The following is a 14,244-nucleotide window of genomic DNA, read 5'->3' as shown; positions in this document are numbered from 1 at the left end:
CGGTTTTACTTCGCGTACGGTTCGGGCAGCCCGTTGCGGATCACGTAGACGCTGGTCGGCGCGCCCTTCAGGTCGCCGTGTTCGTCGAACGAATAGGTGCCCGCGACGCCCGCATAGTTCGACTTCGCCAGCTGCGCGAGCAGCTTCGCCTTGTCGGTGGTCGTGCCGGCCTTGACCATCGCGTCGGCGAGCAGCTTCATGCCGTCGTAGTAGTTGACGCCGTAGACCTGCGTATCCGTGTGATAGGTGTCGTGGTACTTCTTCAGGAATTCGCGGCCGGCCGGCGTCTTCTCGAGCGCGACGCCGCCCTGCGCGCAATAGACGATCGACGCGGCCTCGCCCGCGACCTTGCCCATGTCGGCCGAGCAGATGCCGTCGCCGCCGAGCAGCTTCGCGCGCAAGCCGCGCTGCTTCATCTGCTTCGCCATCGGCGCGCCCTGCGCCGCATAGCCGCCGAGGAAGATCACGTCGGGATTGCTGGCCTTGATCTTGGTGAGAATGCCGAGGAAATCGGTGGCCGACGAGTTCGTGTACTCCTGGTCGACGATCTTGATTCCGTTCGCCTTCGCGACGTTCATGAACTGCTCGGCGACGCCCTGCCCGTACGCGGTGCGATCGTCGATGACCGCGGCGGTTTTCGCGTTCAGCGTCTTCGCGGCGAAGGTCGCCATCGTGCCGCCGAGCTGTTCGTCGCTCGCGCCGATCCGGAAGATGTTCTTGAAGCCCTGCCGCGTGAGTGCCGGGTTCGACGCGACCGGCAGCATCGGGACGCCTGCGTTGCTGTACACACGCGATGCCGGGATGGCGACGCCCGAGTTGTACGGCCCGAGCACCGCGACCACGCCCTTGTCGACCAGGTTCTGCGCGACCTGCACGCCCGCTTTCGGGTCGGCCTGGTCGTCGTCCGACACCAGCTTGAACGTGACCGTCTTGCCGGCCACCTTCACGCCCGCCTTGTTGAGCTCGTCGACGGCGAGGCGCGCGCCGTTTTCATTGTCCTTGCCGTTCGCGGCCTGCGGGCCGGTGAGCGGCGCGGAATGGCCGATCATCACGACTTCCTGCGCGTGCGCGGCGCTCAGCGCGCCGGCGGCAACGGCCACCGAGAGCGCGGTAACGAAGTGTCGCATGGAGTCTCCTGATTGGTTTTGTGTGAAACCAATGTAGGACACATGTGGTCACCATGCAAGCAATTTCAAAAAGATTTTTGCGATTCTGGTCATTTTTTAGACCAGAGCGAGGTGACGCGCATTACTTCGGCGTGATGTCGCGACGCACGCGAAGAATGTGCTGCTCGACATAGAACGCGGCCGCATCGGCGTCGCCGGACACGATCGCCTCGTAGATCAGCCGGTGCTCGGACACGTAGAGCCGGATCCGGCCCGCGTCGTAGATGCCGTCGTCCTTCAGCCGCTTCCACAGCGGCTGGTCCATCGTCTTCGCGACTTCGTCCGCGATCTTCACGATCAGCGCGTCGCCGGTCATCAGCGCGAGCTGCCGGTGGAACAGCCGGTCGCTCTCGTTCCACAGCGCGCGCTGCTGCGGATCGTCGATGTCGGAGACGGTTTCCATCTGTGCGAGATAGCCTTCGGCGACAGGATCGGCGCGACCGTGCGCGGCCGCGAGGCGCGCGATCGCGGGCTCGAGGATGAGCCGCACGTCGAGCGTCGACGTCGGGCTGAAGTCGGCATCGGGCGCGCCTTGCGGGTCGCCGCGCTGCGCGAGTACGTCGAGCGGCGCCGGCACGACGTAGGTGCCCGAATTGCGCTTCGTGAACACGAGCCCTTCGTTCTGCAACGCGCCCAGCGCCTCGCGCACGGCCGGCCGGCCAACCTGGAACAGCGCCGCGAGTTCGCGCTCCGACGGCAGCCTGGAATCGGCCGCGTAGCGCCCCGCGCGAATCTCGTCGCGAATCCTTTCGGCGACCTGTTCGTAGATCTGCAGCGGCCGGAAACCGGCTTCGAGCGATTCGGGACGTGCGGACATCATCTGGGGCTCCTGCCCGGTCGGGTGGGGGATCGGGAATGCGTCGCACTATACCGGAGCGGTACCGGCGCCGGTGCGCGCGACGCCCATCTGGACGGATATTAGAACCAAAATCGGTCGTCCGCTGGCTTTTCCGGCTTGCCGGGTGGCCGGAAACTGGTATAGATTTGATCCAGACCGCCTGCCACCGCGACAGCCGGCCGCCTCCGTGGCGAGCGCGCGATGCGCCCGTCACCCACGCCCACCGCCCCAACCGACCGACACGATGACCGCCCTCTCCCGGATTCCCTCTTTCGACGCCGCCGAAACGGCCGCGCTGCTCGACTACCCCGCGCTGCTCACGACGCTCAGGCACACCGTCGCCGAATACGCGGCGGGCGAGATCGTCAGTCCCGAACGCCTGGTCGTGCCGCTGCAGGCCGGCGGCGTGATGCTGTCGATGCCGTCGAGCGCGCGCGACCTCGCGAGCCACAAGCTCGTGAACGTGTGCCCCGGCAACGGCGCGCGCGGGCTGCCGACGATCCTCGGGCAGGTGAGCGCATACGATGCGACGACCGGCGAGCTGCGCTTCGTGCTCGACGGCCCGACGGTCACCGGGCGCCGCACGGCGGCCGTTACCGCGCTGGGCATCCAGGCGCTGCACGGCGCCGCGCCGCGTGACATCCTGCTGATCGGCACCGGCAAGCAGGCGGCCAATCACGCGGAAGCGCTCTCGGCGATCTTTCCGGACGCGCGCCTGCACGTGCGCGGCTCGCGCGCCGACAGCGCGGCCGCGTTCTGCGCCGCGCACCGCGCGCAGGCGCCGCAGCTCGCGCCGCTCGACGGCGATGCGATTCCCGATGCGATCGATGTCGTCGTCACGCTGACGACGAGCCGCACCCCCGTCTATCGCGAAGCAGCACGCGAAGGCCGCCTCGTGGTCGGGGTCGGCGCGTTCACCGCGGATGTCGCCGAGATCGACGCCGATACCGTGCGCCACAGCCGGCTCGTCGTCGACGATCCGGCCGGCGCGCGCCACGAGGCCGGCGACCTGATCGTCGCGCAGGTCGACTGGCAGCAGGTCGCGTCGCTCGCCGACGTGCTGCGCGGCGCCTTCGCGCGCGGCGGCCCGTTGCTGTTCAAGACCGTCGGCTGCGCCGCATGGGATCTGGCCGCGTGCCGCACGGCACGCGACGCGCTGGCCGCGCGCCGGCACGGCTGACTCGACGGCGGCGGCGACCGGCAACCCGCCGACCGCACCACGCACGCCAGCCAGCGCGGCTCGGGCGGCGCCGCCGCCTTCCCGTACGCGTTGTAGGAATCGCCCTACAACACGTCGAAGCGGCCTACACAAACTTCCAGTTCGGCCGATTTCATTTTTGGCGGCGCAACACGATACTGCCGGCATGAATGCCAGCCTGTCACCCGCCGTCGCGCTCAGGGTGTTTCTCGTCGATCACGCCATCGCCGTCCGGCAACGGATCGCGCTGCTCGTCGGCGCGATCCGCGGCGTCGCGGTCGTCGGCGAAGCGGAAGACGGCCAGGACGCGTGGTTGCACATCCGCAGCAGCCACGCGGACGTCGTGATCGTCGACCTGCGGCTCGCGGACGGCAGCGGTCTCGACCTGATCGGGATGCTGTCGAAGGCCACGCCGCGCGTCGTCACGATCGTGCTGACGAACCACTCGGCGGCGGCATTCAGAGAGGCATGCGCGGCGGCCGGCGCCGATTATTTCTTCGACAAGACCGCCGAATTCGACGCCGCATGCCGCGTCATCGAATCCCTGGTGCACGCTCGCGCGCACCACCCCTGATCGAGCCGGAGTGACTCATGTCTACCGCCACTGCCTGCGCCACCGCCCCGCCCGTCGCGCCTCGGCCAACGACTCCACTTCGTGCGGTCGCACGCACCGACGCCGTCAAAACCCCGGCCGCGCGCTGCTCGGGCTGCGCGATGCGCTCGATGTGCCTGCCGCCCGACCTGACTGCGGACGAGTACGGCCGCCTCGACGCGATCATCTGCTCGACCCGGCAGGTTCGCCAGGGCGACGCGCTGTTCCGCATCGACGACCCGTTCCACAGCATCTATGCAGTCCGTGCGGGCTCGTTCAAGACGGTGATGATGCATCGCGACGGCCGCGAGCACGTGACCGGCTTCCAGATCGCCGGTGAAACGCTCGGCATGGACGGCATCGGCAGCGGCCAGCACTGCTGCGACGCGATCGCGCTCGAGGACAGCGTCGTGTGCATCATCCCGTTCGGCGCGCTCGAGGCGGCGTGCCGCGAGATGAAGCCGATGCAGCATTTCCTCTACCAGATGCTGAGCAGCGAGATCGTCCGTGAATCGAGCCAGATGCTGCTGCTCGGCACGATGTCGGCCGAGCAGCGCGTCGCGCAGTTCCTGCTGAACCTGTCGGCGCGATTCGAGGCGCGCGGCTATTCGGCATCGGAATTCAACCTGCGGATGACGCGCGAGGAAATCGGCTGCTATCTCGGCATGAAGCTCGAGACCGTCAGCCGGATGTTCTCGCGGTTCCATCGGGATTCGCTCGTCGAAACGCGCGGCAAGCGCGTGCGGATCCTCGACGCGCAGGCGCTCGCGCAGGTCTGACGCCCGACGCGCGGCCGGCGTCATTGCGCGGCCGCGCCCGTCGTGGCCGCATGCCGCGCGACCGCTTCGGGTTCGCCGGCCTGCCAGGCGGACAGCGCCTGTTCGGCTTGCGCGAACACGCGCCGGATCGTCTCGTTCACGTCGTCGCCGCTGCTGCCCGGCAGCACCGCCGGCGCGCGATCATGCATGAGCAGTTCGAGGCGCACGTCGTAGGTCCGGCCGCCGTCGCCGGTCGTGCGCGACTCGATCGCCAGCAGGCAATCGTCGAGCCGCGCGCGGAATCGTTCGAGCCGCACCAGCTGCGCCCCCGCCTCGCCTTCGAGCGCGGCGGAACCCGCGAATCCGACGCAGACGATCTGCATGCCCACGCCCATGTCGTTCCTCCTGACGCGGTCGCCGCTCGTCGACCGGATTGCCTGCCCCATGTTTCCCTGCCCTGCCCGCCGCGGAATCCGCCCGCACGCATGTCGCGCGGCGCGACGACGGATGCGGCGATCACTGCCGTGGCAGCATCGCCTCCGCGCGCCGTCGGCGCGAGGCGGTTCACATGCTGAACGTCTGCGACGCCTTCATTTCGATCCACGTCATCCCGGCCCGCAACCCTTCGATCGCGGCCTCGTGCTCCGTGGGATACGCATGACTGTGCTCGAACGTGTGGTGAAAGCGCGCCGGCCCGGTGCCGTGCTCGACCGACACACGGCAGCGGAACTCGCCGGATTCGCACTGTCGCGTCTCGATCTCGACCGACCAGTCGCGTTCATGAATCGTGCCTTGCAGTGTCATGCGTCCTCCTGCGGAATCAGCCGTCCATCCGGAAGTGACCACTGTGCAGCAACACCGGCCGGCCGCCGATTTCGTCGAGCATTTGTCGTGCCTTGGCCTCGATCGCCGACCGGTGCGCATCGAACGCATCCAGCAAATCCCGTTCCAGCAGCGACGGCGCACCGAAATGGTCTTCCAGTGCTTCGGCCGTGATCGCGCACTGCACGCAGCGGCCGTCGACCAGCGCCGAAAACGCGACGACCAGATCGCGCGCGCAATATTCGGGCGGTTCGGGTGGAAAGGCAATCTGCATCTGTCCGCCTGTCATCGTCGGGGCAATTCATGACATGAGCATAGCGGCCCGCGGCACCGCACGCTTGACCCACGTCAACCGGTTCGCTGCGCCGCACGAAGCAACGCCCGACGGGCGCTCAGCCCGCTTCCGCGTCGATCGCCGCGCCGCGCTCCGCCAGCAGTTCGCGCAGCACGCTGCGATGGCAGCGGCGCTCGTCCTCGCAGTAGCAGCCGATCGAGAACGCGCTCGTCGCCGACAGCGCGGCGAGCAGGTCCAGCACCTTCGGTGCGTCGCCGTGCGCCATTTCCGCGCGGAAGTGGCGCGTGAACGCACGCCATTCGGCATCGGTTTCGGCAGCCTGCGCCTGCGCGACCAGCTCGGGGCTCGGCGACAGCGTCGGCAGCCACACATCATAGTAGTTGCGCGATGCGAATTCCGCCTTGGGTACCCCGCGCGGCGGCCGCCGCACCGTGCCGATCCTCAGGCCCTCGCCGGCCGCGCGCGGCGTGCCGAGCCGTACGATTCGAATTGCCATGCCGCTCCTTCGTCTTGCGTTCGATCCGCCATCGTACCGCCGCGCCGCCGCCGCGCAAGAAAAAACCGGCTGCCTCCGCGAGGGAGACAGCCGGTTCATGCGATGCGATCGGGCGCCCGGGGGCGCACCGGTCAGACGCCGCTCTTCAGCACCTTGCCGATCGCATCCGCGACGATGCCGACGTTCGAATCGTTCAGCCCCGCGACGCACATGCGGCCCGAACGCAGGATGTACACGCCGTGCACTTCGCGCAGCGCATCGACCTGCGATTCGGTCAGGCCCGTGTACGTGAACATCCCGCGCTGCTTCACGTAGCGCGTGAGGGCTTCGCCGCTGACGTAGTCGCGCAGGCCGTCGTGGATCGACTGGCGCATCCGCGCGATCCGGCGGCACATCGCGGCGAGTTCCTCTTCCCACTGCTTGCGCAGCGCGGGCGTGTTCAGCACGGTCGCGACGACCTTCGCGCCGTAGGTTTGCGGGTTGCTGTAGTTCGAGCGCACCGCGCCGGCCAGCTGGCCCAGCACGCGCTCGGCCGCGGCTGCATCGTCGCAGACGACGCTCAGGCCGCCGACGCGCTCGCCATACAGCGAGAAGTTCTTCGAGAACGAGTTCGCGACGAGTGCCGGCACGCCGCGGCGGGCCAGTTCGCGCACGGCGAACGCGTCCGCGTCGAGGCCCGCGCCGAAGCCCTGGTACGCCATGTCGACGAACGGCAGCAGCCCGCGCGCCTCGATCACGTCGATCAGCTTCTCCCACTGGCCTTCGTCGAGATCGACGCCGGTCGGGTTATGGCAGCACGCGTGCAGCAATACGATGCTGCGCGCCGGCAGCGCGTCGATCGCCGCGAGCATCGCGTCGAACTTCAGGCCGCCCGTCGCTTCGTCGTAGTACGGGTACGTGTTCACCGTGAAGCCCGCGCGCTCGAAGATGAAGCGGTGGTTTTCCCAGCTCGGGTCGCTGAGCCACACCTGCGCGTCCGGGAAGTAGCGCTTCAGGAAATCGGCGCCCACTTTCAGCGCGCCCGAGCCGCCCAGCGTCTGCACGGTCGCGATGCGGCCGGCCGCACGCGCCGGATGATCGGCGCCGAACACCAGCGCCTGCACGGCGTCGCGATACGCGGCGAGGCCGACCATCGGCAGGTAAGGCTTCGGGCCGAGGTCGCGCTGCAGCGCGGTTTCGGCTTCGCGCACGGCCCCCATCACGGGAATCCGGCCTTCGGCATCGAAATAGATGCCGATGCTCAGGTTGACCTTCTGATCGCGCGGATCTTTCTGGAAGTTCTCGTTGAGCGTCAGGATCGGATCGCCCGGGTACGCGTCGATGTGTTCGAACATGGCTATGTCGGTCTCGTTTGGAAGAATGGTCGGGAGATGCCCGTGTCAGCGCGCGGACGCGCCGTCGCGCATCACATAGTCCGCATTCTTCTGACGGAAGCGATACCCGACCGCGAGCACCGCGAGCCATACGGGAATCAGGTACACCGACAGGCGGAGATCCGGCGTCAGGTACATCACGACGAGAATGCCGGCCATGAACGCCAGGCACAGGTAATTCGTGAAAGGATAGCCCAGACTGCGGAACGAAGTCTGCTCTCCGGCGATGCGCTTGGCCTGGCGGAACTTCAGGTGGATCAGCGTGATCATCGCCCAGTTGATGATCAGCGCCGACACGACGAGGCCCATCAGCACCTCGAACGCCTTGCCCGGCATGAAGTAGTTGACCAGCACGCACGCGCCGGTGGCGAGCGCCGACGCGCCGAGCGCGGCGAGCGGAATGCCGCGCTTGTTCACCGAGCACAGCACCTTCGGCGCGTTGCCCTGCTTCGCGAGGCCGAACAGCATCCGGCTGTTGCTGTACACGCCGCTGTTGTAGACCGACAGCGCGGCCGTCAGCACGACCACGTTCAGCACGTTCGCGACCAGGTTGCTGCTCAGCGCGTGGAAGATCAGCACGAACGGGCTGCCGCCGGTGACGACCTTCTCCCACGGATACAGCGACAGCAGCACGGCGAGCGCGCCGATGTAGAAAATCAGGATCCGGTAGATCACCTGGTTGGTCGCGCGCGGAATGCTGTGCTTCGGATCGTCGGCCTCGGCCGCGGTGATGCCGATCAGCTCCAGCCCGCCGAACGAGAACATGATCGCCGCCATCGACATCACGAGCCCCGACACGCCGTTCGGGAAGAAGCCGCCGTGCTGCCACAGGTTCGCGACGCTCGCTTCCGGCCCCGCATGGCCGCTCGCGAGCAGCCAGCCGCCGAAGCCGATCATCCCGACGATCGCGGCGACCTTGATGATCGAGAACCAGAATTCCGTCTCGCCGTACGACTTCACGCTCGCCAGGTTCAGCAGGTTGATCGCGACGAAGAACACCAGCGCCGACACCCAGGTCGGCACGCCGGGCCACCAGTACTGCACGTAGATCCCGACGGCCGACAGCTCGGCCATGCTGACGAGGATGTACAGCACCCAGTAGTTCCAGCCGGACAGGAAGCCGGTGAAGTGGCCGACGTACTTGTCGGCGAAATAGCTGAACGAGCCGGCGACCGGCTCGTCGACCACCATCTCGCCGAGCTGGCGCATGATGAAGAACGCGACGACGCCGGCCACCGCGTAGCCGAGCAGCACGGACGGGCCGGCCATCTTGATCGTCTGCGCGATGCCGAGGAACAACCCCGTGCCGAGCGCGCCGCCGAGCGCGATCAGCTGGATGTGCCGGTTCTTCAGCCCCCGCTTCAGGCCGTCCTTCTCGTTTCCAGAAACCATGTCTTCTCCATTTTGCCCGCCTCCGCCGGAAGCGGTGCGGCGCGCCTCGGTGTGCCGGGCGCTGTTTTGCTGTGCCGGCGGCCGTTCGTGGAGCCGCCGGGTTGGGGACTGCAATCTTCGCGTGGCGACCCCCGATTCCTGTCGGCAGGCCCACCAGACCGGCCACCGACCGTCGCTCTCGCCGCCTTGCTGCAGGCGCACACGAAAATCCGGCGTCAGTTTAGCGTCGCGACAGCGAAATCGGGTTGCGTAACCGGCTCATGCAAACCCTACATTATGAGATAAGATTGCGCCCGGGAGACAGATGAGGAAACAAAAATGCCTGAACCGGTTCTCGATCGCATCGATCGCCATTTGCTGTCGGTGCTGCAGGAGAACGGCCGTGCGTCGAACCTCGACCTGGCGAAGGCCGTCGGCCTGTCGCCCGCGCAGACGCTGCGACGCCATCGCCGGCTGGAGGAGATCGGCGCGATCCGCCGTTACGAAACCCGTCTGTGCCCCGACACGCTCGGGTTCGGTGTCACCGCGTTCGTGCACGTGACGATGGAGCGCGGGCATATCCGCGACCTGTCGAAGTTCCAGAAACTCGTGTCGGATCTCGCGCAGATCCAGGAGTGTTTCTCGGTGACGGGCGATATCGACTACGTGCTGAAGGTCGTCGCGCGCGACCTGAAGGGGCTGTCCACGTTCCTGCTCGAAACGCTGATGCGGATTCCCGGCGTGAGCGGCGTGCATTCGAGCGTGTGCCTTGACGAGATCAAGTGCACGAGTGCGATGCCGGTGGAAGGCTGATGCGGCGCCACGCGAACGGCGGGGCGATGCCCGGTTCGGCAGCCGCGCTCAGCGCACCGCCTCGAACGCGCTGATCAGCAACGCGCCGCACGCAATCACCAGACACCCGCCGGCGCGACGCGGCGTCAGCCGCTCGCCGAGGTAGACGCGCGCGATCAGCGCCGCGAACACCACGCTCGTTTCGCGCAGCGCCGATACCGGCCCCATCGGCGCACGCTCCATCGCCCAGATCACGATCCCGTATGCGAGCGCCGCGCACACGCCGCCGCATGCGGCCTTCGCCGTTTCACCGACATCCTGCGCGAGCCGCAGCGGCCCCGCCCGCAGCCGGTAGTACGCGGCCATCAGCAAGCCGGTCAGCACGAACATCCACGCCGTATAGCCGACCGTGCTGCCGCTTTCCCGCACGCCGATCCCGTCGACCACGCTGTACGCGGCGATCGATACGCCGGTGGCGAACGCAGTCGGCAGCACCTGCGTCATCCGATGCCGCGCGCCGCGTCCGCGCTCCAGCCCGATCGCGATGATGCCGGCGCAGATCAGCAAGAGCCCGCATTGGGCACCCGCGTTCAGGCGCTCGCCCGCGAACGCCGCGGCGCCCAGCGTGACGAGCAGCGGCGCGGTGCCGCGTGCGACCGGATACGCGACGCTCAGGTCGCCGTGCTCGTAAGCGCGCACCAGCAGCAGCGTATAGACGACGTGGAGCACCGCCGATGCGACGACGCAGGCCCAGCTCGCGGGCGTGATCGGCGCGGCGGCCGGCAGGAACAGCAGCGCGAACAGCCCGATCGCGATCTGCAGCACCGTGGCCGAGCGCAACCGGTCGCCGCTGCTGCGCACGAGCGCATTCCACGACGCATGCAGGAAGGCGGCGCACAGGACGGCAAACAGAACGGGAATCGGCACGTTGAGTACTCGCTGACGGCCGGCAACGCGAAATCGTCGCCGCGGGCCAACCATCGTATGAATGCGTCACACGATTGTCAAAAAAAGAACGCGGCCCGGCACCCCGCGAACCGGCCCGCCGCGCGCTGCCGCCCGCCCCGCGCGGCATGCGCGGCCGTGACCGTGCCCACCGCCCACTGTGTCGCCCAGGTTGCATCCGCGTGGCCCCTTTCCGCTTTCTTTCGCGCCGCGTCGCGCCGTAATGGAATCGATACCGCGGCGCAACCGTCGCGAAACCGGTCCGCCCCCATATCTTCATACCGAACTGCTTCAATGCCGGTGCTTTATCGCGTTCCGCGCCGGACCGACACGGCGACGGGGCCGATCTTCACCGTCGAAAGCCTACCTGGAGTTTCCCGATGTTCCGTCAAGCCTTGCTCGTCACCGCCTGCGCAGCCGCGGCGCTTGCGCTGTTCGCCTGCGGCGGCAGCGACGATCCCACGTCGACGCCCGCCGTGTCGTCGCAGGACGCGCTGCAGACCGCCACGCCGATCAAGCACGTCGTCGTGATCTACGGCGAAAACGTGTCGTTCGACCACTACTTCGGTACCTACCCGAACGCGTCGAACCCGTCCGGCGAACCGGCCTTCAACGCGAAGCCCGGCACGCCGGCGATCAACGGGCTGACGGGCACGCTGCTCACCGCGAACCCGAACTTCACGAACACGGCCAACGGCACCGACGCCGCGAACCCGTTCCGCCTCGACCGCACGCAGGCCGCGACCGCCGACCAGAACCACGCGTACACGGCCGAGCAGCAGGCCGAGGACAACGGCCTCGCCGACCTGTTCCCGAAGTACACCGGCAAGGGTTCGTCCGGCGGCGCCGGCGCGTTCGGCACGAAGGGCCAGGTGATGGGCTACTTCGACGGCAACACGGTGACCGCGCTGTGGAACTACGCGCAGCGCTTCGCGATGAGCGACAACGCGTACACGACGGTCTACGGCCCGTCGACGCCGGGCGCGCTGAACGTCGTGTCGGGCCAAACCAACGGGATGCAGATCGTCAAGACGTCGAAGCAGCCGTCGACGCTCGCCGCCACCTCGTACTACATCAACGACGGCCAGGGCGGCTTCACGATGATCAACGACGTCGACCCGGGCTTCGACGTGTGCTCGAGCACGACCGACCAGGCGATGATGAGCGGCAAGAACATCGGCGACCTGCTGAACGGCGCGAAGATCACGTGGGGCGGCTTCATGGGCGGCTTCAACCTGTCGACGACCAACAGCAACGGCACGACCGGCTGCAGCCGCAGCACGGTCGCCACCGCCGTGAACGCCGCGACGACCGACTACATCCCGCACCACAACTGGTTCCAGTACTACGCGTCGACCGCGAACCCGCAGCACACGCGCCCGAGCGCGGTCGCGGCGATCGGCTCGAGCCTCGAAGCCGACGGCAAGACGGCCGAACCGGCGAACCACCAGTACGACACCGACGACTTCTTCGCGGCCGTGAAGGCCGGCAACGTCCCGTCGGTCAGCTTCCTGAAGGCACCGGCCGCGCAGGATGCGCACGCGGGCTACTCGGATCCGCTCGACGAGCAGGCGTTCGTGACGAAGGTCGTCAACTTCCTGCAGCAGCAGCCGGACTGGCAGAACACGGCCGTGATCGTCACCTATGACGACTCGGACGGCTGGTACGACCACGCGTACACGGCACCGACCCGTGCGTCGTCCGACGCGGTCGACCAGGTGAACGGCAACGGCAAGTGCGGCTCGGGCGGCACCACCGGCGTGAACGGCGGCACGGTGAACGGCCGCTGCGGCCCGGGTGTGCGCATTCCGCTGGTCGTGATCTCGCCGTACGCGAAGCAGAACTACGTCGACCACACGTTGATCGACCAGGCGTCCGTCGTGCGCTTCATCGAGGACAACTGGCTCGGCGGCCAGCGCATCGGCGGCGGTTCGTTCGATGCGACGGCCGGCGACCTGCGCGGGCTGTTCGACTTCTCGTCGAAGCCGAACACGGCGCCGCTGTATCTCGATCCGGCGCAAGGCACCGTGCTGAGCGCGGCGCCGTCGATCTGACCGGCATCGCGTAACCGGTCGCAGCAGGCAACAGCAGGCCGGCGCATCGTGCGCCGGCCGTTTCCGTTTAACGCGCCGCTTTCACACGGTGCCCGATTTTCGACCGACAGCATGACAGCTCGTCCCGCGTTCCCGTCTCCCGACGCATCCGGCGGCGCCGCGCCGCGTTCCCCTGCCCGCATGCTGCGCCGCGCGGCGTTCGCGCTCGGCGCGGCCGTGCTCGGTTACGGCGCGTTCGCGATCGCGTTTCCGGCCCGCACGCCGGCGGCGATCGGCGACGTCGTCGCCGGCTGGACGGGTGCGAATCCGCATCCGGTCGTGCTGCAGCGCCCGGCCGCGCAGCCGCTGTCGGCGGTCGCGCAGCTCGGGCGCGCGCTGTTCGCCGATCCGTCGCTGTCGGCATCCGGCAAGCAGTCGTGCGCGTCGTGCCACAGCCCCGATCATGCGTACGGCCCGCCGAACGGGCTCGACGTGCAGCCGGGCGGCCTCGCGATGACGCAGCAGGGCTACCGCCCGCCGCCGTCGCTGATGTACCTTTATCGTCAGCCGAACTTCAGCATCGGCCCCGATGCCGGCGAAAACGACGCCGCGCCGAGCGTCGCGCAGCAGGCGGCATCCGCGGCCGGCGTAGTCAAGGCGCAGAAGGTGGCCGGCACGTCGGCCGCGCCGCAGCTCGTGCCGCAAGGCGGGATGTTCTGGGACGGCCGCGCCGATACGTTGCAGCAGCAAGCGTTCGGGCCGCTGCTGAATCCGGTCGAGATGGCGAACGCGAGCATCGACGACGTCGCGCGCAAGCTCGCGCAGTCGCCGCATCGCGCGCAGTTCGAGCAGCTGTTCGGGCCGCGCGTGTTCTCCACGCCGCAGCTCGCGGTGTCGGAGGCGATGTTCGCGATCGCGCGCTATCAGGTCGAGGATCCGTCGTTCCATCCGTACAGCAGCAAGTACGATCGCTGGCTCGAAGGCCGCGCGCGCCTCACGCAGGCCGAGTTGCGCGGGCTGAAGCTCTTCAACGATCCCGACAAGGCGAATTGCGCGGGCTGCCACCTGTCGAAGCCCGGCAAGGACGGCTTGCCGCCGATGTTTACCGACTACCAGTACGAGGCGCTCGGCGCGCCGCGCAACAAGGCGCTCGCGCAGAACCGCAACCCGGCGTTCTACGATCTCGGCGTGTGCGGGCCGTTCCGCGAGGACCTGAAGGACCAGACGCAGTACTGCGCGATGTTCCTCACGCCGACGCTGCGCAACGCGGCGACGCGCCATGTGTTCTTCCACAACGGCGTGTTCCATACGCTCGACCAGGTGATGGCGTTCTACAACGAGCGCAGCATCTCGCCGCAGAAGTTCTATCCGCGCGGCGCGGACGGCAAGCTCGACGTGTACGACGACATCCCGGCGAGGTACCGCGCGAACGTCGACGTGACGGATGCGCCGTTCGACCGCAAGCCCGGCGACCAGCCCGCGATGACCGAGCAGGACATCAAGGATATCGAAGCGTTTCTCGGCACGCTGACCGACGAGCCGGCACGCTGACGGCTGGCCCGCCG

Annotated in this window: 15 protein-coding genes; 6 read left to right on the top strand and 9 right to left on the bottom strand. The window is 68.0% G+C overall.

Translation table 11 applies throughout. The features are described from left to right. Nucleotides 1–5 precede the first annotated feature (5 nt). Together DID99_RS01270 and DID99_RS01265 are read right to left on the bottom strand one after the other, a co-directional pair. Nucleotides 6–1,127, bottom strand: a complete 1,122-nt coding sequence (locus DID99_RS01270) for a branched-chain amino acid ABC transporter substrate-binding protein (RefSeq protein ID WP_124665892.1) — start codon at nucleotides 1,125–1,127, stop codon at nucleotides 6–8. Nucleotides 1,128–1,248: 121 nt separating this feature from the next. Further along, nucleotides 1,249–1,986: a FadR/GntR family transcriptional regulator gene (locus DID99_RS01265; RefSeq protein ID WP_044843075.1), complete on the bottom strand. Its 738-nt coding sequence runs from the start codon at nucleotides 1,984–1,986 to the stop codon at nucleotides 1,249–1,251. A 262-nt stretch (nucleotides 1,987–2,248) separates the two neighbouring features. On the opposite strand from DID99_RS01265, the gene lhpI reads away from it, so the two are divergent. The 3 genes from lhpI to DID99_RS01250 all read left to right on the top strand — a co-directional run bounded on the left by lhpI (nucleotide 2,249) and on the right by DID99_RS01250 (nucleotide 4,573). Next, nucleotides 2,249–3,184 (top strand): bifunctional Delta(1)-pyrroline-2-carboxylate/Delta(1)-piperideine-2-carboxylate reductase, encoded by a 936-nt coding sequence (gene lhpI, locus DID99_RS01260; RefSeq protein WP_124665891.1) that lies wholly within the window; start codon nucleotides 2,249–2,251, stop codon nucleotides 3,182–3,184. A 184-nt stretch (nucleotides 3,185–3,368) separates the two neighbouring features. Further along, nucleotides 3,369–3,776, top strand: a complete 408-nt coding sequence (locus DID99_RS01255) for a response regulator transcription factor (protein WP_124665890.1) — start codon at nucleotides 3,369–3,371, stop codon at nucleotides 3,774–3,776. 17 nt (nucleotides 3,777–3,793) lie between these two features. Then, entirely contained in the window at nucleotides 3,794–4,573 is a 780-nt protein-coding gene (locus DID99_RS01250; RefSeq protein ID WP_044843072.1) for a helix-turn-helix domain-containing protein, read from the top strand. Between the two features lie 20 nt (nucleotides 4,574–4,593). Here DID99_RS01250 and DID99_RS01245 read toward each other — a convergent pair whose 3' ends face one another. The 6 genes from DID99_RS01245 to DID99_RS01220 all read right to left on the bottom strand — a co-directional run bounded on the left by DID99_RS01245 (nucleotide 4,594) and on the right by DID99_RS01220 (nucleotide 8,930). After that, a complete protein-coding gene (locus tag DID99_RS01245) occupies nucleotides 4,594–4,947 on the bottom strand; it encodes a metal ABC transporter ATPase (RefSeq protein WP_124665889.1) in 354 nt (117 codons plus the stop codon). 169 nt (nucleotides 4,948–5,116) lie between these two features. Beyond that, nucleotides 5,117–5,356 carry a UDP-glucose 4-epimerase gene (locus DID99_RS01240; RefSeq protein ID WP_124519488.1) on the bottom strand — a complete coding sequence of 80 codons (240 nt, stop codon included), beginning with the start codon at nucleotides 5,354–5,356 and terminating at the stop codon, nucleotides 5,117–5,119. 16 nt (nucleotides 5,357–5,372) lie between these two features. Next, nucleotides 5,373–5,663, bottom strand: coding sequence for a DUF1488 domain-containing protein (locus DID99_RS01235; RefSeq protein ID WP_044843069.1), 291 nt, complete (start codon nucleotides 5,661–5,663; stop codon nucleotides 5,373–5,375). 103 nt (nucleotides 5,664–5,766) lie between these two features. Continuing rightward, on the bottom strand, nucleotides 5,767–6,165 hold the full coding sequence (locus tag DID99_RS01230) for a DUF488 domain-containing protein (protein ID WP_124484871.1): 399 nt from the start codon (nucleotides 6,163–6,165) through the stop codon (nucleotides 5,767–5,769). Nucleotides 6,166–6,296: 131 nt separating this feature from the next. Beyond that, nucleotides 6,297–7,499: an amino acid aminotransferase gene (locus DID99_RS01225; RefSeq protein ID WP_124484872.1), complete on the bottom strand. Its 1,203-nt coding sequence runs from the start codon at nucleotides 7,497–7,499 to the stop codon at nucleotides 6,297–6,299. A gap of 45 nt (nucleotides 7,500–7,544) precedes the next feature. Beyond that, entirely contained in the window at nucleotides 7,545–8,930 is a 1,386-nt protein-coding gene (locus DID99_RS01220; RefSeq protein WP_124484873.1) for an amino acid permease, read from the bottom strand. Between the two features lie 318 nt (nucleotides 8,931–9,248). Between DID99_RS01220 and DID99_RS01215 the strand changes: the two genes are divergently transcribed. Then, entirely contained in the window at nucleotides 9,249–9,722 is a 474-nt protein-coding gene (locus tag DID99_RS01215; RefSeq protein ID WP_044843065.1) for an Lrp/AsnC family transcriptional regulator, read from the top strand. Nucleotides 9,723–9,770: 48 nt separating this feature from the next. Here DID99_RS01215 and DID99_RS01210 read toward each other — a convergent pair whose 3' ends face one another. Continuing rightward, nucleotides 9,771–10,682: an EamA family transporter gene (locus DID99_RS01210; protein ID WP_124665888.1), complete on the bottom strand. Its 912-nt coding sequence runs from the start codon at nucleotides 10,680–10,682 to the stop codon at nucleotides 9,771–9,773. 344 nt (nucleotides 10,683–11,026) lie between these two features. Between DID99_RS01210 and DID99_RS01200 the strand changes: the two genes are divergently transcribed. Together DID99_RS01200 and DID99_RS01195 are read left to right on the top strand one after the other, a co-directional pair. After that, nucleotides 11,027–12,700 carry a phospholipase C gene (locus DID99_RS01200; protein ID WP_124665887.1) on the top strand — a complete coding sequence of 558 codons (1,674 nt, stop codon included), beginning with the start codon at nucleotides 11,027–11,029 and terminating at the stop codon, nucleotides 12,698–12,700. Between the two features lie 111 nt (nucleotides 12,701–12,811). After that, nucleotides 12,812–14,230 (top strand): cytochrome-c peroxidase, encoded by a 1,419-nt coding sequence (locus DID99_RS01195; RefSeq protein ID WP_124665886.1) that lies wholly within the window; start codon nucleotides 12,812–12,814, stop codon nucleotides 14,228–14,230. The last annotated feature ends 14 nt before the right edge of the window (nucleotides 14,231–14,244 follow it).

This window comes from Burkholderia sp. Bp8986, from assembly GCF_003854225.1.
In the GTDB taxonomy this organism is placed as follows: domain Bacteria; phylum Pseudomonadota; class Gammaproteobacteria; order Burkholderiales; family Burkholderiaceae; genus Burkholderia.
Note: the sequence above shows the minus strand (reverse complement) of the source record. Positions and strands in the feature narration are given on the sequence as shown.